Raw genomic sequence first — 19730 nt, 5'->3', positions numbered from 1 at the left:
ATGGCTAAATTTAGTTTGAACAAACCCCTCCAACTCTGGTGATTTGTTGAGAGTCAGGATAGCGGTTCAGTTTTGTGATTCTGTTTTATTAGGTTTAGCTTGTGATTCAGCTTTTTGTTACTAACTGCTTCTTGTTACTCACTATAGGTTAGTTAAAAGTTCGCGAGTCAGAAGCTTTATCTTTTCCAAAGCTCATATAAGAGTGATTTGGAATAGCTAACCCACAAGAGGTTGGGTTAGCTGGTATTACTTAGGTTATTTAATTGCTAGGCGTTTATTAGCGACTAAGTGATTAACCTAGGAAAGCTTCTAGTTCTTCGCTGCCACCGATGTGTTTGCCACCGATGAATACTTGAGGAACGGTAGTACGACCAGAGATTGCACGTAGGCTTACTGTTGTTGCGTCTTTACCTAACACCACTTCTTCGTAGTTTAGACCTTTGTCGATTAGGTTTTGTTTCGCTTTCATACAGAAAGGACAGCCTGGCTTAGTGAATACTGTGATCGACTCTTGCTCTTTGTGCTCAGGAGCAATGTAGTTAAGCATAGTATCTGCATCAGAAACCTTGAACGGGTCGCCTGGTACATCTTCTTCGATGAACATTTTTTCTACCACGCCGTTTTTAACCAGCATGCTGTAGCGCCATGAACGTTTGCCGAAGCCGATGTCGTTTTTCTCAACCAGCATACCCATGCCGTCTGTGAAGTCACCGTTGCCATCTGGGATGAATGTGATTTTTTCAGCTTCTTGGTCTGCTTTCCATGCGTTCATTACGAACGTATCGTTTACTGAAACACAAAGGATGTCATCAACGCCGTTTTCTTTGAACACTGAGTGTAGTTCGTTGTAACGAGGTAAGTGGCTTGAAGAACATGTTGGTGTAAACGCACCTGGCAGGCTGAATACGATAACTGTCTTATCTTTGAATAGTTCTTCCGTCGTTACGTTAACCCATGCATCACCTTGGCGAGTTGGGAATGTTACTTGAGGGATTGATTGACCTTCTTTAGATGCAAACATATTGATTTCCTTAAATAGTATTTTAATTTTGTTCTATCAGAGCTTAACGTTTTTCTTTGCTCTGTTTCGTTTCGTTGAGCCCATTATTAGATAAAACCTTTGATAGTTCTAATCGTTTGATGTTATGGTTTTGATAGGTAAATTCTATCAAAAGTATTTTATTCCAAAATATTTATATTCAGACCTTTGTTCTTTTTAAAACTTGAGGTAAGAGACAGATCATGAACATTCGTGACTTTGAATACTTAGTGGCTCTTGCAGAGCATAAGCACTTTAGAAAAGCGGCAGAAGCGTGCTTTGTCAGTCAGCCCACCTTGAGCGGACAGATACGTAAACTAGAAGATGAAATTGGACTTCAGTTAACCGAGCGTAGCCCAAGGAAGGTAATATTTACAGAATCGGGTTTACAACTTGTCGAGCAGGCAAAGCGCATTCTTAATGAAGTGAAAACTTTTAAAGATATGGCGAGCGGGCATGGTGAAGCGATGACGGGGCCAATGCATATTGGTTTTATTCCGACCGTTGGCCCATACATCTTGCCGAAAATTATTCCTCATCTGAAAGAGTGCTTTCCAGATCTTGAGCTTTACTTGCATGAAGCACAGACAAATCAATTAGTGAGTCAGCTAGAAGATGGCAAATTGGATTGTTTAGTACTGGCTGCGGTTGATGAAACGGCTTCTTTTAAAGAAATTGATGTTTACGATGAGCCATTGAGTGTTGCCGTGCCATGCGACCATGAATGGGCGAATCAAGACAGTGTGGACATGTTGCAGCTTAACGGGAGAACGGTACTGGCTTTGGGCGATGGGCATTGTTTACGAGACCAAGCGTTAGGGTTTTGTTTTGCCGCAGGTGCAAAAGATGATGAACGCTTTAAAGCGACCAGTTTAGAGACGCTTCGTAACATGGTCGCCGCAGGGGCAGGCATTACCTTGTTACCTCAACTTTCCGTTCCAAAGGAAAAAAAGAAAGACGGTGTGTGTTACGTACCGGCTGTTAATCCAACACCTTCACGTCGTATTGTGGTCGCATATCGACCGGGCTCTCCATTGAAGGGACGTTTTGAGCAACTGGCGGACACTATCCGAGTTCAATTAGAGAAAGCAGTTTAGCGGTTTGTATTAAATAATAGATATAAAAAAGGGTTGATATGAATTCATATCAACCCTTTTTGTTGGTTCATGTTGCTAGGTTCAACAAACCCTAGTTAGAACAGCTCTTCTACGGCTTCACCTGATGATGTTGAGTAGATGTCATTGAAACGTTCAGTGATGTATTCGGTTGGCTCTGTGCCTTTCTCGAAGTACTCGAACATTGATGAACTATCGAACTTGTTTGTCAGTAAGCCAGTTTCGCGGTCGATACGAACACGGATGATGTTTTCCGGAAGTTCTTTACGTTGTGCTGGCACGCCAGCTAACGCTGTACCCATGAAATCTACCCATGCAGGCTCTGCTGTTTTAGCACCAGCTTCTGCACCTGTAATCTGGTTCTTGCCAAGGTTTGAGTTCGCTTTGGTTCTACCTAGGTTGCGGTTGTGGTTATCAAAACCCACCCATACCGTTGCAACCATGCCTGGGCCGTAGCCGCTGTACCAAGTATCTTTTGAATCGTTAGTGGTGCCAGTTTTACCGCCAATGTCACGACGCTTCAATGGCTGAGCACGCCAGCCTGTACCGTTCCAACCAGTACCAGCACTCCAATCTCCGCCACCCCAGATGTTGCTGTACATCATTTCACGAACAAGGAAAGCGTTCTGCTCAGAGATAACTTGAGGCGCGTATTGTACTTTCGCGTCAACATCTTGCTCTGCAAACTCATCGGCCATTGGGTCTGTAGCGACGTTCTGCTCGCAATTATCCTTACACACCACTTTTGGTGTCGCTTCAAATTCAATTTCACCAAATGGCGTTTCAATACGACTGATGTAGAAAGGCTCTACGTAGTAGCCGCCATTCGCAAATACTGAGTAACCTTGCGCTACTTTCATTGGTGTTAAGCTGCCAGCACCTAGAGCAATAGTTTCTGAGCGAGGTACTTCATCAATATCAAAACCAAAACGAGTTAGGTAATTACGAGTGTCATCCAACCCCACTTCACGTAGTACACGGACAGCCATTACGTTTTTAGATTGAGCTAAGCCAATACGTAAACGCGTAGGACCCACGTATGTCGGTGGTGAGTTCTTTGGTCGCCATGCCGTACCTTGGCTCTTATCCCATTGGTTGATAGGCGCATCGTTGATCAGTGATGCCAGCGTTAAGCCTTTATCAATCGCCGCCGAGTAAATAAATGGTTTGATACCAGAACCGACTTGACGAATAGATTGCGTCGCGCGGTTGAATTTGTTGTGAACAAAGTTAAAACCACCGACCATCGACAATACCGCGCCGTTATTTGGATTCATTGCAACAAAAGCGGTATTCGCATTGGGTACTTGGCTTAGTCGCCATACAACAGGTTTTGCAGGTTCAGTTATCGCTGATTCTTCTTTAGGCTCTTCAGATACTTCGTCGCCTGTAATTGCTTCATGGCGAACCCAAATTTGTTCACCAACAGCCAGAATCTCTTTTGCTTGAGAAGGCGCAGGTCCTTGGCGGTTGTCGGTTAGGAATTTACGCGCCCAATTCATACCCTGCCATTCGATAGAGCCTTCACCTTGGTTCTTAACCCAGATTTGTGCGCTTTTTGCATCGACGGCCGTAACCACTGCTGGGACTAGGTCGCCATAGGTTGGTTGAGATTTAAGGTGCTTAACGATTTGTTCATGCTCCCAAGCCGATTGCTCAGTTTGCCACAACACTTTTTCAGCACCGCGGTAACCGTGACGCTCATCATAACCAAGTAGGTTTTTAATCGCAGCTTGGTTTGCGGCTTTCTGCAGCTTTGAATCAACAGTCGTATAAACCTTCATACCTGATGTGTAAGCGGCTTCACCGTATCGCTCAACCATCCAAGCACGTGCGACTTCAGCAACATACGGTGCACTGAGTTCAATTTCGGCACCGTGGTACTTAGAGATAAGTTCTTCACTGCGAGCGTCATCGTACTCTTCTTGAGTGATGTACTGTTCGTCTAACATACGACGCAATACAACGTTACGACGATGAGTTGCGCGCTCTACCGAGTAAATAGGGTTCATGGTTGACGGTGCTTTTGGCATACCAGCAAGCGTAGCGAGCTCACTGAGTGTTAGTTCTGGAAGGTCTTTACCGAAGTAAACACGAGCTGCGGCGCCGAAACCATATGAACGATGACCAAGGAAAATCTTGTTCACGTACAGTTCCATGATCTCTTCTTTACTTAGCAGCTGTTCAATGTGGATCGCAATAAAGATCTCTTTGATTTTACGCATGATCTTCTTCTCATTAGATAAGAAGAAATTACGTGCAAGTTGCTGAGTAATGGTACTCGCCCCTTGTTTTGCTGAACCCGACATCGCAACCACGATCGCTGCACGAGTAATACCGATTGGGTCAATACCTGGGTGCTCGTAAAAACGACTGTCTTCGGTGGCAATCAGAGCCTCAATTAAGTGGCGAGGGATCTCGTCATAAGTGACTGGGTTACGACGTTTTTCACCAAATTGAGAGATCAATTTACCGTCTTGACTGAAGACTTGCATTGGCGTTTGGAGTTCTACGTCACGCAAAGTGGCAACATCAGGCAACTCTGGTTTTACGTAATAATAAAACCCGAAAATTGTACTGACTCCAAGAATCATGCAAACCAATGTAAATATGAATAATCGCTTTATGAACTTCACCGGATAATCCCTGATTAGTTAAGGCTGATAAGCAGCAAACCCTTGTACTCTAGGTTAAAAACTTAGCTTTCGTTTATTAACGCTTATTTAACTAATAATCACAACCCCTAGATAATCAACGAAATGCTTGGCACTTCAGGAGCTAGGTCACATGGGTTCATCATTAATTACAGGTATAGATATAAATCACCACAGCATCAAAGCCGTGGTACTAAAACCCGTTGGGGAGTCGTATGCCCTGGTGGGATACAAAGAGCTGCCGATTTCGGACGACATTTTTACAGCTAACCATACTTTGGAGTATCAGAAAACTGTTAAGAAACTCAAAGAACTTAGGAAAGGGCTGCCTTTTGGAAGCCGCAACGTCGCTATTTCGGTACCGGATAACACGGTGATCAGCAAAGTACTGCAAATAGAGAGCGAATTAGAAGATAGAGAAAAGGAGTTCTCGATCTATCAAACCTTTGCTCATCAATCTCCCTTTCCTATCGAGGAGCTGAGTTTAGATTTTGTAAAGCTAGAAGACAAACGATTTGGTAAAGGAGCAACAAGCAGCTATCAAGTGTATGCGACTCGTAAAGAGGTGGTTGATAGCCGAGCTGACGCGCTAACGAAAGCAGGGTTTAAGCCCATCGTTGTCGACACTCAGGCCCATGGTTTACTCAACATTTGGCAATTGGCTTCGCATTTGTATCCAGAAAAAAAGAATTGGCTGTTGGTGGATGTTGGCGTTGATCAAACTTCATTAGGCATTATTCCCCAAGGTTCAGCGCCATTTTATAAAGATATTGCCTTTGGCATTCAAGATCTTTGCAGTACGGGTAACTCGATGGATATGGAGGGTGGGTTTAGTAACGTTGAGGAGAAGCATAAGTTTATTGTCAATTTGATTGAAAAACTCAAGCGTCAGTTACAGCTCTATTCATCGGTCAATGCGCTTCAACCTATCTCAGGAATTTGGCTAATGGGCGAAGGAGCAAGTATGCCGATGGTCGTTGAAGAGTTAGAGCGACATTTTCAGTTAAGTTGTGAGTCTTTGAACCCCCTATCTTTGTTTGAGAATAAGGTCGCGAAAAAACGTCGATTACCCATGGATTGGCAACATTTTGGTATTGCAGCAGGCATGGCGATGAGTGGACTCAAGTGGCAGGGAGAAAAGCATGTTGCATCAAATTAACCTGTTGTCGTGGCGTGATGAGATTCGCGCTCAGCATAAAAAGCGTTTCATTCATCTGGTCATTCTTGGCGTCATCATTGCGCTTGCCGGGCAATGGGCGGTGGGACACTATTTTCATGACCAACAAGCCAAGCAGCAAGCGCGCCTCAGTTATCTCGATAAGTACATCGCAGTGCTCGACCGACAAATCCAGTCATTAAAAGTCGCAGAGCAAGAGCACAAAGCCATCCTTACACGACTTGCTGTCGTGGAGTCTTTACAGTTCGGGCGCAATAAAACCACCGACTTTATGAACCTGATGCCGGAGCTGATTCCTGAGGGCGTGTATGTCGACAAGATAAAGATGAATGGTCAGGAGATTGAAATGTCGGGCATCAGCGACAGCACCGCTCGTCTAGCCACCATGTTGGACAACCTAGAACGTTCTGACTCTCTTAAAGAAGTTGAGATGCACTCTATTGTTCATAACCGTAAGCGCTTCAATAAAGAGTTTCAGAGCTTCAAGGTCTCTTTTGTGTTTAGCCCTGTTTCTTTAGAAAACACAACCGCAGAGGGCACAACTGCGAACATAAAAGAGAAGGGGGCGAATCATGGCTAACCTTCAAAATAGGATTAGTTGGCAAAATAGGATGAGCTTGCAAGATCTTGATGTTGATGAAATCACCGAATGGCCGTTACTGCCTCAATTACTGGTGATTCTGTTGTTGATGGTGCTTATCCAAGGATTAGGGACTTGGCTCTATATTCTGCCTTTGGACGATGAGCTACAGAAAATGAAACAACAAGAGCAAACCTTAAAAGCGACCTTGAGAATAAAGGCCAATAAGGTTGCAGCCTTGCCTAAGTTGCAGAGTCAGTTAGATGAATTAACTAGCCGTTACGACTACTTGTTAGAGCAACTACCGGTTCAAAAGGAGCTGGCCAGCATGTTGGCCTCAGTGAATGAACTTGGCTTGGATAACAAGCTGACGTTTACACGGATTGATTGGGGGCAGAAGCAAAACAAAGCGTTTCTGTATCGGTTACCTCTCAATATCGAGTTGACGGGTGACTACCATGAGATTGGTGATTTCTCGGCGGCCATCGCTAAGCTGCCACGAATTATTAGCTTTGATGATGTGAACTGGCAGCGAGTCAGTCAAGAAAGTAGCACGCTGCACTTTAGGGTTCGCGCTTATACCTACCAGTTTAAGTCGGAGGTGAATGATGAAACCCAGTAACGCGCTTTATTCGATCTTGTTATTACTTTTATTGTCGGGCTGCAAAGCAAATGAGGATTCGTTAGAAGACTTTGTTGTGCAAGTTGAGGTCAAGGCGAGGAAAGAGGTGGAACAGCTTGTTCCTGCCTCTGAGTTTGCTGCTGCCACTTATCAACGCCGAGCTTTTCGTCCTCCTTTTGAACTTCCTCAGGAAGCTATTGTGCAGAATCAACCTCTGGTTAAAAAAAACTGTTGGCAGCCCAGTACTCGTGCTCGTAATGGAAAATTAGAAAAGTACCCGCTAAATCAGTTGCGTTTAAAAGGTGTAATGGGAAGTGACTCAAGTGTATTTGGCCTTGTGCAGACGCCTATAGGTAACGTTGTGAATGTTAAGAAAGGTCAGTTCATCGGCTTAAACAATGGTCGAGTTACCAAGGTAACAAGCCAGTACGTTCTGATTAATGAAACTCTTCCAGATGGCTTAGGTTGTTGGCACAAGCGCAACGTTAGGCTGGCTCTGAAGTAAACCAATGTCACATGATGTGGATATGAGATGTAACTATGATTAAAGGAATAAGTGAGACAATGAACAGAGGGCTGCAAGGCATTGTGTTGTCGGTGGTGTTGTTTTTTACGGTGATGAGTCATGCAGAGACCTCCAACAAGCTGGAGAATATTGATTTCAGGGTCAACAAGGACAAAGAAGCGGTCATCATTATTGAACTGGCAACGACTACTGCGGTTGTCGATGTTCAGCGAGTGCAAGAAGGGTTGAGTATTGAACTGATCAATACTCAGGTTGACGACGATAAACTGTACCTACTGGACGTAAAGGACTTTGCGACTTTAGTTGAGGGGATTGAAGTCTTTAGGGAGTTGCCGAGCACTCGGCTGTTGGCAAACATCTCCAATGACTACCAATATGAGTACAACCTCAAAGGACGTTTTATTGAGGTTGTTGTGAGTCAGCCTAAGATCGATGAAGCTGCGATTGAGAAAAGTATCTTAGAAAAAGAGGGCAAACTGATATCGATTAACTTCCAAGATATCCCGGTACGAAATGTCTTGCAGCTGATTGCCGATTACAATGATTTCAATCTAGTCGTATCTGATTCGGTGGCAGGTAACCTAACTTTACGTTTAGATGGCGTACCTTGGCAGCAAGTTCTCGATATTATCTTGCAAGTTAAAGGCTTAGATAAACGTGTTGATGGCAACGTTATCTTGGTCGCACCGAAAGCGGAACTCGATCTTCGAGAGCAGCAAGCGCTCGAGAAATCGCGTTTAGAAGAGGAGTTGGGTGAACTCAAATCTGAAATCATCAAAATCAACTTTGCTAAAGCGACCGACATTGCCGACATGATTGGCGGTGAAGGTGCGGTGAGTATGTTGTCTGATCGAGGTTCAATTACCATTGATGAACGAACCAACTCAATGCTCATTCGTGAGTTGGAAGAAAACATTGCGGTGATCCGAGGTATCATTGAATCGCTAGATATTCCGGTGAAGCAAGTTCAGATAGAGGCGCGCATCGTAACTGTCACCGAGGGTAACCTGGATGAGCTTGGTGTGCGCTGGGGCGTTTCCTCAAACAACGGAAGCTTCACCGTTGGGGGTTCAATTGAAGGCAACCACCCATCGCAAATTACGCCGTATGACGATAATGGTGGGAATAGTGCGATTGATGATTATCTCAACGTCAATTTAGGGGCAACATCGCCGAACGCATCGAGTATTGCGTTTCAGGTTGCTAAGTTGGGTTCGGATACGCTGCTCGATCTTGAATTATCAGCGCTACAACAAGAATCTAAAGCCGAAATAATTTCGAGCCCACGCTTAATCACCACCAATAAAAAACCGGCTTATATTGAGCAAGGTACGGAAATTCCTTATTTGGAGTCCTCTTCAAGTGGTGCAACGTCGGTCGCATTTAAGAAAGCGGTATTAAGTTTGAAGGTGACACCGCAGATCACGCCAGATAACCGCTTAGTGTTGGACTTGAGTGTGACTCAAGATAGACCTGGGCAGGTAGTGAAAACAGGAACGGGCGAAGCAGTGGCCATTGATACTCAACGAATAGGAACGCAAGTGCTTGTTAATAATGGTGAAACAGTCGTACTTGGCGGGATTTTTCAACATAGTGTCAGCAGTACTGTCGACAAAGTTCCGCTGTTGGGCGACCTGCCAGTTTTAGGCGCATTGTTCCGTCGCAGCTATGAAAATGTAGGCAAAAGTGAACTGCTTATTTTTGTTACACCTAAAGTTGTGATTCAGTAATGAACAATTAGATTAAAAATAAAGTTGCATTAGTGGCACCTAACCTTGATAATTTCGGGTCTTATCACGAATTATCTGTGAGGAATCGGTGCCACAGGCCTTTTAATTTCAGTACTTGTACTGACCTACCTTGTGGCGATGTCATTGAATTAACGTTGTAAATTACTGCTAAAAACATGGCTGAGAAACGCAATATTTTTCTTGTTGGCCCAATGGGCGCCGGCAAAAGTACAATTGGTAGACACCTAGCTTCCCAACTTCATATGGAGTTTTTAGACTCCGACACTGTGATCGAAGAGCGCACTGGCGCAGACATCGCATGGGTTTTTGATGTTGAGGGCGAAGATGGTTTCCGTAAGCGCGAAGAATCTGTAATCAACGATCTGACAGAAGAACAAGGTATTGTTCTTGCGACAGGTGGTGGTTCAGTGCTGAGCAAAGAAAACCGTAACCGTCTATCTGCACGAGGCATTGTTGTATACCTAGAGACAACAATTGAAAAGCAACTTGCTCGCACTAACCGCGACAAGAAACGCCCTCTACTTCAAACAGACAACCCGCGTGATGTGCTAGAAGATCTAGCTGTATCTCGCAACGCACTATACGAAGAAGTGGCGGACTACACAGTTCGTACTGACGACCAAAGTGCAAAAGTGGTAGCCAACCAGATCGTAAAAATGCTAGAAGAACGTTAAGTTCATTTTTCGGAGAGCAAACCCATGGAACGGATTACGGTCAATCTAGCTGAGCGTAGCTACCCTATCTCTATTGGCGCCGGGTTATTTGAAGACCCGGCGTACCTTTCTTTTTTATCAGGCAAACAGAAAGTTGTTGTTATCAGTAATGTAACAGTAGCGCCCCTTTATGCTGATAAAATTTTATCGTTATTGGATCAAGTTGGTTGTCAGACTTCTCTTTTAGAGTTGCCAGACGGCGAGCAGTATAAAACCCTTGAAACATTCAATTCAGTGATGAGCTACATGCTTGAAGGAAATTACAGCCGCGATGTGGTGGTAATTGCTTTGGGTGGTGGTGTTATCGGTGATTTGGTCGGTTTTGCTGCTTCTTGTTACCAACGCGGTATTGATTTCATTCAAATCCCGACGACACTTCTTTCTCAAGTGGATTCTTCTGTAGGCGGTAAAACTGCAGTGAACCATCCTCTTGGTAAGAACATGATCGGCGCTTTTTACCAACCAAAATCTGTCATCATCGATACTAACTGTTTAGCCACACTTCCTGAGCGTGAATTTGCAGCGGGTATTGCTGAGGTCATTAAATACGGCATCATTTATGATGAAGCTTTCTTTGATTGGTTGGAACTGAATCTAGAGAAACTTTATCAACTTAATGAACAAGCACTGATCACTGCTATTGCTCGTTGTTGTGCAATTAAAGCTGAAGTGGTTGCTATCGATGAAAAAGAGTCAGGAATCAGAGCGTTATTGAACCTAGGTCATACATTTGGTCATGCGATCGAAGCTGAACTAGGCTATGGTAATTGGCTACATGGTGAAGCTGTGTCTTCAGGTACTGTAATGGCAGCGAAAACTGCTCAATTACAGGGGCTGATTTCTCAGCAGCAACTTGAGCGAATTATTTCTATACTCAAGAATGCGAAACTGCCAATCCATACGCCAGAAAGCATGTCTTTTGAAGACTTTATGAAGCATATGATGCGAGATAAAAAAGTGCTGTCTGGTCAGTTACGTCTGGTATTGCCAACAAGTATTGGTACTGCTGAAGTGGTTGCTGATGTGCCTCAGGACATCATTAAACAAGCGATTGATTTCTGCCGTACTCTTTAAATTTGGTTGTGAGGTTGCCTAGCTAAACCCTAGGCAACTGAAGCGTTTTACTGATCGGTCTTATTCAGTAGGGATCCCCAATGAGTTTGGCTCATGAATTAAGAGTATTGGAGTTAGAGTCTCAAGTTGAGCTACTAGAACGCTTACAACTTTTGACGAACTTTGGTTCAAACCTTGTGACGGTAGCTGGTAAAGCTGGCTCTGGCCGTTCTTGGTTAGCTCAGCGTTATCTTGAAGCGTGGTCCACAGAAAAAAATCAGTGTTTACTGCTTTGCCATCCGAGCCAAGATGATCAACAACATCGAGCGCTTATTCTTAGCCAAATTGTTTCTGATCCACTGTTTAACCAACATGATTCCTTGTCAGATAGCCTTACTAGGTTACTTGACGGAGACTCGTGCAACGTGGTTATTGTTGTTGATGATGCCCACCGACTCTCAGAGCTATTAGTATCCGAATTATGGATGTTGGTACTTGAGGCTCAATCAAACCCTCAATGGACGATCAATATCGTTCTCTTTTCGGAAAGTGGCCACTTAGATACGTTATTAACACGTCTGAGTTACGGTCAGCAACACAAGCCTATCGATCTCGAGATCGATGACCTTTCACAATCAGAGGCTGAACATTTCTTTGAATCTCTGGTGATTCGATATGTAGATGATGAGTCTGAAACTCGCGTGCGACGTGCGTTTAATAAAGCACAACCTCTGCCCGGTGAGTTAATGGCTTTAGGAGAATTGAAAGTGGAAAAAAGGATTATTATTCGCTCAATTATTGGCTCGCCCATCAACATTGCAATAGTGGTGGCCTTGTTGTTGGTTTTAATTGGTGGTGGTTATTGGTGGATGTTCAGTCAACCAACCCCCGACGATAAAGCGCAATCTCTTATTGCTCCCATTGAACAGACAGCTATCCCAACCTTTGAAGTGGAAAGTGGTTCCGAACAGGTTGGAGTCGACGGAGCGCTAAGTGCTGAAGCCGAAACTGACATGAGCTACCAAGGTGCTGATGATGATAGTTCATCTCTGCCACCAACCGTTGTTGAAGATACCGCTAGTGTTGGAGAGGTGGAGCAAGATCAGCAACGTGTCGTGATTACCTCTGATGTGGTTGATGCTCTACTTGACGATAAACCGGAGAGTGCCGATACCAGTGTGATTGATGCTGTTGTTGAAGAAAACACAGGTGACCCGGTTAGTCCACTGCCAGAATCAGAAAAGGTAGAGTCACAGCCTTCGATCGATGAAGAGTTAGACCTAACAAATTCAAATCCTCCGACGAAAAAGATCACTTTCTCATTTGCTCGCGAAGAGTTACAAGCTATCTCACCACGAGCTTATACTTTGCAGTTGAGTGCCATGACGTCATTAGAAGACGTTCAGTCTTTTATTGAAGAATATGAAGTCGAAGACAAGGTTCGTATCTATCCAACACTTCGTAATGACACCAAGTGGTTTATTATTACTTATCAAGATTATCCAACGATTCAAGTAGCTCGGGACGCGGTAAGTGCATTATCAAAACCACTTCAACAGTTGGAACCTTGGGCAAAATCGATGAATCAAGTGCATCGAGAGATAGAACGTGCGAAATAACCCTGAGCTTAGCCTCAAAATATGTTACATTCCGCAGCCTTATTTTTGAGTTGATAGATAGAGCAGTAAATGAAAAAGCAGCGTGCCTTTCTAAAATGGGCTGGTGGTAAATATGGCCTAGTTGAAGACATCCAACGTCACCTGCCACCTGCTCGTAAATTGGTAGAACCGTTTGTCGGTGCTGGTTCAGTATTTTTGAACACTGATTTTGAGCAGTACCTACTAGCCGATATCAATCCCGACCTTATCAACCTATATAACCTACTGAAAACCGACCCTGAAACGTACATCACTGAAGCAAAGCGTTGGTTCTGCCCTGAGAACAACCGCAAAGAAGTCTTTCTAGATATTCGAGCTCAGTTCAACGGTACAGATAACATCATGTATCGCTCGCTTGCTTTCTTGTATATGAACCGATTTGGCTTCAATGGCTTGTGTCGTTACAACAAGAAGGGCGGCTTTAACGTTCCGTTCGGTTCTTACAAAAAACCTTACTTCCCAGAAGCCGAGCTGGAGTTTTTTGCTGAGAAAGCGAAAAAAGCCACTTTCGTCTGTGAGGGATACCATGAAACCTTTAGCCGCGCCCGTAAAGGCTGCGTGGTTTATTGTGATCCCCCATACGCACCGTTGTCGAACACGGCTAACTTTACCTCTTATGCAGGTAATGGCTTCAGCTTAGATGATCAAGCGGCCTTGGCTGACGTTGCTGAAAGAGCAGCAATGGAGCGCGGTATTCCCGTTTTGATATCTAACCACGATACGACGTTAACACGTCGCTTATATCACGGGGCGGAGTTGAACGTGGTTAAGGTGAAACGCACTATCAGCCGTAATGGCGCGGGGCGTAATAAAGTTGATGAGCTACTGGCGCTTTTCCATAAAGAGAAAAACCAGCAACACGCATCTGCGGAATAGTACTGGTCAGAATAACCGCCAAACTCATTAAATTGAGTGACCAACGGATACTTTCTTAAACTAATCTTTCGAACTGCTAGGATCTGCTTAGGTGCTTAGGTAGAATTACGCCCTAAATAGCTTGTGTGTCTGTGTTTCTTTTGTGAACCAGCCATAGAGGCAGTGACGCCCGCATTTTACTCACTCTTAAGAGGTCAGGTATGAAAGATTTTCTAATCGCTCCATCTATTTTGTCTGCAGATTTTGCTCGTCTTGGTGAAGACGTAGAAAAAGTACTCGCAGCCGGTGCCGACGTTGTGCACTTTGATGTGATGGATAACCACTACGTACCTAACCTGACTTTTGGCGCGCCTATTTGTAAAGCACTGCGTGACTACGGTATTACTGCTCCTATCGATGTTCACCTAATGGTGAAGCCAGTAGACAGCATCGTACCTGAGTTCGCTAAAGCTGGCGCATCAATGATTACCTTCCACGTTGAAGCATCAGAGCACATAGATCGTACTCTACAGCTGATCAAAGAACACGGCTGTAAAGCAGGTGTTGTTCTAAACCCGGCAACACCGTTGTCTTGCTTAGATTACATCCTGGACAAAGTAGACATGATTCTACTGATGTCTGTGAACCCTGGCTTTGGCGGTCAATCTTTCATTCCACACACTCTTGATAAGCTGCGTGCTGTTCGTAAACTCATTGATGAGTCAGGCCGCGATATTCGCCTTGAGATTGATGGTGGCGTGAAAGTGGATAACATCCGTGAAATTGCAGAAGCGGGCGCTGATATGTTCGTTGCTGGCTCAGCAATCTTCAATCAACCGGATTACAAAGAAGTGATTGATGAGATGCGAGCAGAGCTTGCAAAAGTTAACGCATAAAAGTAGAACTAGGGTCTGTTGACCCAAACTAAAAATTTAGAATAAGGGGCTAATTAGCCCCTTTTTTACGTCTTGTAGCTCAACCTGTAAGACGAACATAATAAATAGGAAAGTAAGATGTCATTAAGCTCAATAAAACTGATCGCCTTTGATTTGGATGGAACCTTGTTAGACAGCGTACCGGATTTGGCTGTCGCGGCTGACCAAGCTTGTCGGGAGCTGGGTTTCCCTTCAGTGAGCGAAGAGCAAGTTCGCGACTATGTGGGTAATGGTGCTGACGTTCTTATCGGACGTTCACTCAGCCGCAACCTGACGGTTGATCCAAGCCTAGAGCCTGAGCTGCTAAAGAAAGCACGTATCCTGTTTGATGATTTCTACGAGCAGGGCGGTCATAAGCTGAGCCACCTTTACCCATCGGTTAAAGAGACACTCGCTGAGCTAGACAAAGCGGGCTTCACGATGGCGCTTGTCACCAACAAGCCCTCGAAATTTGTACCAGACGTTCTGGCGCAGCACGGTATCGGTAAGTACTTTGTTGATGTGTTGGGAGGTGACTCTTTCCCAGAGAAAAAGCCGAACCCAGTGGCGCTGAACTGGTTGCTAGAAAAGCACAATGTGAAGGCTGAAGAGATGCTGATGGTTGGTGATTCAAGCAACGACATCAAAGCCGCTAAGAATGCAGGCTGCCACTCGTTTGGTCTGACTTACGGCTACAACCACGGTGAGCCAATTTCAGCATCGAACCCTGACTATGTCGCAGACAACATTGCGCAATTACTAGATGTCGTTCTAGTTTCAGCATAAAGCGGACAAAAGTTAGCTAACCTACTAGCAAAATACTTATCAATGAGTACACTGGATGAGCCGTACAGAAGAGCTGTGCGGCTTTTCTATTTTAAAGTTAAGAAGCTAAGTTTTTCAGATACTACGTTAAGAAACTAAGTTAACGAGCTTAGCGAACAAGCAAAGGAATTAAAACCATGAGCAAGCCCATCGTATTGAGTGGTGTTCAACCATCTGGTGAACTAAGTATCGGTAACTACTTGGGTGCTCTACGTCAATGGCAACAGATGCAAGATGATTACGATTGCCAATACTGTGTTGTAGACCTTCACGCAATTACGGTTCGCCAAGATCCGAAAGCACTGCATGAAGCGACTCTAGACGCATTAGCAATCTGTCTTGCTGTCGGTGTTGATCCAAAGAAGAGCACGCTATTTGTTCAGTCACACGTACCAGAGCATGCTCAACTTGGTTGGCTTCTTAACTGTTACACACAAATGGGTGAACTGAGCCGTATGACTCAGTTCAAAGATAAGTCTGCACGTCACTCAAATGATGTAAACGTAGGCCTATACGACTACCCAGTTCTGATGGCTGCAGACATCCTGCTTTACGGTGCTCACCAGGTGCCGGTAGGTAGCGACCAGAAACAACACCTAGAGCTAGCGCGTGATATCGCAACTCGTTTCAACAACATCTACGGCCCTGAAACGCCAATCTTCCAAGTACCAGAACCTTACATTCCAACAGTGAATGCACGTGTTATGAGCCTGCAAGATGCGACTAAGAAAATGTCTAAGTCGGATGACAACCGTAAGAACGTAATTACTCTGCTAGAAGAGCCTAAGTCGATCATCAAGAAGATCAACAAAGCGCAAACCGATGCAGAAACGCCACCACGTATTGCTCACGATTGGGAAAACAAAGCGGGTATCTCTAACCTAATGGGTCTGTACTCTGCGGCGACGGGTAAAACGTTTGAAGAGATCGAAGCGCAATATCAAGGCGTTGAAATGTACGGTCCATTCAAGAAAGATGTAGGCGCAGCATTGGTTGAGATGCTTGAGCCGATTCAATCTGAATATCACCGTATCCGTGCTGATCGTGCCTACATGGATGCAGTAATGAAAGCGGGTGCTGAAAAAGCCTCTGAGCGTGCTGCAGTAACACTGAAAAAAGCATACGAAGCGGTAGGTTTTGTAACTCGCCCATAGAGTGAACTAAAATAACTCGCTTGAGAATTTGAGCCCAAAGTGACTTTGTTTACTTTGGGCTTTTTATTGCCCGCTCCATTTACCTTCCCAGTAAATCTCTTGTTTGAATTGATAATTTAAGCATTATTTAGCTAACATATTCATCATATTAATGCTGTGCAGACGATCCTGTTAATGAGTCTTTAATTTTATAAAATTCAGCTCGTTTCTATTTGTGTTGGAAATATATAACGTGCCAAACAATTGATGATTCCAAAGTGATAAGTTCCTCATTTTCTTGCCAACTGACTTATTCCTTTCATAAATAAACCTGATAGTTACCACAAAATACATGACTGCCCATAGATGGCAGTGACGATAAATCAATGTACTCAGGTGAAACGGATGGCTCTTTTACACAAACCTTCATTGCTAGCAGTGGCAATTGGTAGCTTGCTAACAGCAAGTGCACACGCTGATTTGTTTATTTCACAATATGTGGAAGGCGGCAGCTACAACAAAGCGGTTGAGATTGCCAATAACGGCGATAGCAGCATGAATTTAGATGGTTATTCACTGGCTAAGTCAGCGAACGGCAACGGATCATGGGGTGCCACTTTACCTTTGGATGGCCACGTTTTAGCGCCCGGTGATGTACTGGTAGTCGCACACTCTAGTGCGAGTGATGAGATTAAAGCGAAAGCTGACATCATTAATGCTTCTATCGCTAACCATAACGGTGATGACCCGTTAGCTATTTTGAATTCAGATGGTTCGATACATGATGTTGTTGGTTTGATGGGCGATGTAGACTGGGGCAAAGATGTTACTTTGGTTCGTGCGACACAAACACCTTCGGCGACGTTTGATGCTTCGCAATGGGTATCGCTACCAAAAGACAACATTGAAGGGCTAGGTTCATTAGACAGTGTTGAACTGCCAGAAGCGTTCACTTGTACACAAGATGGTTCTGACCCAGTATTCACCACCATTCAAGAGATCCAAGGTGAGAGCGCAACATCGCCGTTCGTTGATGGCTACCCATACATCACTGACGATGAGTATTTCGTCAAAGGTGTTGTGAGTGCGGTGACTACAGGCATAACCAAAGGTTTCTACCTGCAAGCACTTGATGACGACTTTAATTCAAGTACTTCTGAAGGCCTATTTATTCACACCAATCAATCGAGTTCAGAACTAGCTGCGGGCGATGTGGTGTGTGTGAAAGGTAAGGTTCAAGAATACTACAGCCATACTCAGCTTAAAGTTGAAAACAACCAATGGCTAAAACAGGGCGAACAACAAGCGCCTGAAGCAACTGCGATTGAAGCTCTAGACAGTGATGAGAACTTCGCTGCAACGCTTGAACGCTACGAAGGCATGTTGGTGAAAACGACGGAAGCGCTTGATATGCGTGTCACTCGTACCTTTGGTTATGACTACGCAGGTCGTCGTAACAACATGGTACTGGCGCATGAGCGTATTAACATGCAACCGAACCAGCTTTTCGCAGCAGGTTCTGAAGACGCGAAACAACAAACGGAAGATAACGCAGACCGTCGTCTTTTCGTTGAAACCGATCAAAAAGAGGCTGACGGACAAGTACCTTTCTACCCAGACTTTGGCCGCACCGATATCGACCAAGATGGTTCGACGGAAGACTACATCCGTATCGATGACACCATTGTTGGCCTAGAAGGTGTGCTGACTTACAGCTACGGCGAGTACCGCTTAGTGACAACCAACCAGATCTCGGCTGAGAACTTTGTACGTAATGACCCACGCACTGACAAGCCTGATATGGATGAAGGTGATCTACGTATCGCGACTTTTAATGTCTTGAACTACTTTAACTCTCCATTTGGTGGTGACGCGAATCAGCATGGTAACAATCGTGGCGCGAACACCATCACTGAATTTGAGATGCAGCAAGAGAAGATTGTGAATGCGATTCTTCGCTTAGACGCTGACATTATTGGTTTGATGGAAATTGAGAACAACGGCTTTGGTGAAGGCTCTGCCATTCAGCAGCTTGTTAACCAACTGAATGACCGCATTGAGCGCAAGAAAGACCGCTATACTTTTGTGGCTGTCGATTCGAACGAAGATGGCGTGACCGACGAGATGGACTCAATTGGTACTGATGTCATTACAACAGGTGTTATTTACCGTAAGAAAGTAGTTAAGCTTAAAGACAGCCGTGTTATCGCGATGCCAAGCCAACAAGCGCCAGAAGTGTTAGATGATTCTGGCAAGGTGATTGAAGACGGTAAGAACTACCAGCGCGACTCATTGGCGCCAACCTTTAAAGTTAAAGGCACCAAAGAGAAACTCACCGTAGCGATCAACCACTTTAAATCGAAAGGTTCTAAGTGTTGGGAAGATGCAGCTCCTGTCGAGCAGGGCGGTCAAGGTGGTGTTGATGCTGATAAGCAAGGTTCATGTGAGAACTTCCGTGTTGCTGCGGCAGTTGCATTAGGTGAAGCGCTAGACGGCATTAAAGGCCATAAAGTGATTCTGGGTGATATGAACTCGTACGGCATGGAAGACCCAATGCTGGTACTGACGGATTACTCTGAAGAGAAATACGGTAAGAAAATCAAAGCGGCGCGTAACACTTACATTGACGGCGTCGAGCAGTTTGGTGACAGCGGTGCTGTGATCACTAAGAACTACGGCTACATTAATGCTGTGGCTCAAAAGCACCCAAACAGCTGGAGCTACTCATACAATGATGAAGTCGGTGCCTTGGATCATTTGTTGATCAGTGACAGCTTGAAAGATAGGGTTGTTGATGCGACCGATTGGCACATCAATGGTGGTGAGTCGACGTTGTTTGACTACAACGAAGAGTTCAAAGCTGACCTACCTAAGTACCAAGATCACTTCCGTTCATCGGATCATGATCCTGCTGTTCTTGAACTGCGAGTAGGCGGTTCTTTCGGCTTCGGTGCACTGATGTCATTGTTTGGTTTAGCAATGTGGCGTCGTCGCCAGTAGCGACATCGTTAACTGCGCAAGCCAGCTGATACAGGTAACTGAAAGTTATCTGTAAACAATTAAGGTCAACTTAGGTTGGCCTTAATTATTGGCGAAATGCAGTTTCCACTTGCCT

Annotated in this window: 16 protein-coding genes; 14 read left to right on the top strand and 2 right to left on the bottom strand. The window is 44.6% G+C overall.

All coding sequences use genetic code 11. The features are described 5' to 3' along the window. Positions 1-292: 292 nt before the first annotated feature. A complete protein-coding gene (locus ACFI6G_RS15685; protein ID WP_010435300.1) occupies positions 293-1021 on the bottom strand; it encodes a glutathione peroxidase in 729 nt (242 codons plus the stop codon). A gap of 221 nt (positions 1022-1242) precedes the next feature. Here ACFI6G_RS15685 and oxyR point away from each other — a divergent pair, with 221 nt between their 5' ends. Next, positions 1243-2136 carry a DNA-binding transcriptional regulator OxyR gene (gene oxyR / locus ACFI6G_RS15680; RefSeq protein ID WP_010435297.1) on the top strand — a complete coding sequence of 298 codons (894 nt, stop codon included), beginning with the start codon at positions 1243-1245 and terminating at the stop codon, positions 2134-2136. A 95-nt stretch (positions 2137-2231) separates the two neighbouring features. Here the strand turns inward: oxyR and ACFI6G_RS15675 are convergent, their stop codons facing one another. Next, entirely contained in the window at positions 2232-4790 is a 2559-nt protein-coding gene (locus ACFI6G_RS15675) for a penicillin-binding protein 1A (RefSeq protein WP_010435294.1), read from the bottom strand. A gap of 151 nt (positions 4791-4941) precedes the next feature. On the opposite strand from ACFI6G_RS15675, the gene pilM reads away from it, so the two are divergent. The 13 genes from pilM to ACFI6G_RS15610 all read left to right on the top strand — a co-directional run bounded on the left by pilM (position 4942) and on the right by ACFI6G_RS15610 (position 19615). Then, complete coding sequence (pilM, locus tag ACFI6G_RS15670; protein ID WP_016767986.1) at positions 4942-5967, top strand: type IV pilus assembly protein PilM; 1026 nt, start codon at positions 4942-4944, stop codon at positions 5965-5967. Continuing rightward, positions 5951-6565 carry a PilN domain-containing protein gene (locus ACFI6G_RS15665; protein WP_010435288.1) on the top strand — a complete coding sequence of 205 codons (615 nt, stop codon included), beginning with the start codon at positions 5951-5953 and terminating at the stop codon, positions 6563-6565. The genes pilM and ACFI6G_RS15665 overlap by 17 nt, the downstream gene beginning before the upstream one ends. Next, positions 6558-7187, top strand: a complete 630-nt coding sequence (locus ACFI6G_RS15660; RefSeq protein WP_010435284.1) for a type IV pilus inner membrane component PilO — start codon at positions 6558-6560, stop codon at positions 7185-7187. The genes ACFI6G_RS15665 and ACFI6G_RS15660 overlap by 8 nt, the downstream gene beginning before the upstream one ends. Continuing rightward, positions 7174-7692, top strand: coding sequence for a pilus assembly protein PilP (locus ACFI6G_RS15655; protein ID WP_016793898.1), 519 nt, complete (start codon positions 7174-7176; stop codon positions 7690-7692). Before ACFI6G_RS15660 ends, ACFI6G_RS15655 begins: the two co-directional genes overlap by 14 nt. A 59-nt stretch (positions 7693-7751) precedes the next feature. Continuing rightward, positions 7752-9443 carry a type IV pilus secretin PilQ gene (locus tag ACFI6G_RS15650; protein WP_010435279.1) on the top strand — a complete coding sequence of 564 codons (1692 nt, stop codon included), beginning with the start codon at positions 7752-7754 and terminating at the stop codon, positions 9441-9443. Positions 9444-9619: 176 nt separating this feature from the next. After that, the gene (gene aroK / locus ACFI6G_RS15645) at positions 9620-10138 is read left to right on the top strand and encodes a shikimate kinase AroK (RefSeq protein ID WP_009848907.1); all 519 of its coding nucleotides are present in this window, start codon (positions 9620-9622) and stop codon (positions 10136-10138) included. Between the two features lie 24 nt (positions 10139-10162). Further along, the gene (gene aroB, locus ACFI6G_RS15640; protein ID WP_016793897.1) at positions 10163-11251 is read left to right on the top strand and encodes a 3-dehydroquinate synthase; all 1089 of its coding nucleotides are present in this window, start codon (positions 10163-10165) and stop codon (positions 11249-11251) included. Between the two features lie 80 nt (positions 11252-11331). Then, entirely contained in the window at positions 11332-12849 is a 1518-nt protein-coding gene (locus ACFI6G_RS15635; RefSeq protein WP_010435269.1) for an SPOR domain-containing protein, read from the top strand. Between the two features lie 69 nt (positions 12850-12918). After that, a complete protein-coding gene (locus ACFI6G_RS15630) occupies positions 12919-13764 on the top strand; it encodes a Dam family site-specific DNA-(adenine-N6)-methyltransferase (RefSeq protein ID WP_010435266.1) in 846 nt (281 codons plus the stop codon). A 200-nt stretch (positions 13765-13964) separates the two neighbouring features. Continuing rightward, positions 13965-14639, top strand: coding sequence for a ribulose-phosphate 3-epimerase (gene rpe / locus ACFI6G_RS15625; RefSeq protein WP_010435263.1), 675 nt, complete (start codon positions 13965-13967; stop codon positions 14637-14639). A gap of 117 nt (positions 14640-14756) precedes the next feature. Beyond that, a complete protein-coding gene (locus ACFI6G_RS15620; RefSeq protein ID WP_016767991.1) occupies positions 14757-15443 on the top strand; it encodes a phosphoglycolate phosphatase in 687 nt (228 codons plus the stop codon). A 176-nt stretch (positions 15444-15619) separates the two neighbouring features. Continuing rightward, positions 15620-16636 (top strand): tryptophan--tRNA ligase, encoded by a 1017-nt coding sequence (gene trpS, locus ACFI6G_RS15615; protein ID WP_010435234.1) that lies wholly within the window; start codon positions 15620-15622, stop codon positions 16634-16636. A 384-nt stretch (positions 16637-17020) separates the two neighbouring features. Then, positions 17021-19615, top strand: coding sequence for an ExeM/NucH family extracellular endonuclease (locus ACFI6G_RS15610; protein WP_171343934.1), 2595 nt, complete (start codon positions 17021-17023; stop codon positions 19613-19615). Positions 19616-19730: the final 115 nt, after the last annotated feature.

This window comes from Vibrio sp. PSi01 (assembly GCF_054960695.1).
This window is presented reverse-complemented; position numbering and strand designations above follow the sequence as displayed.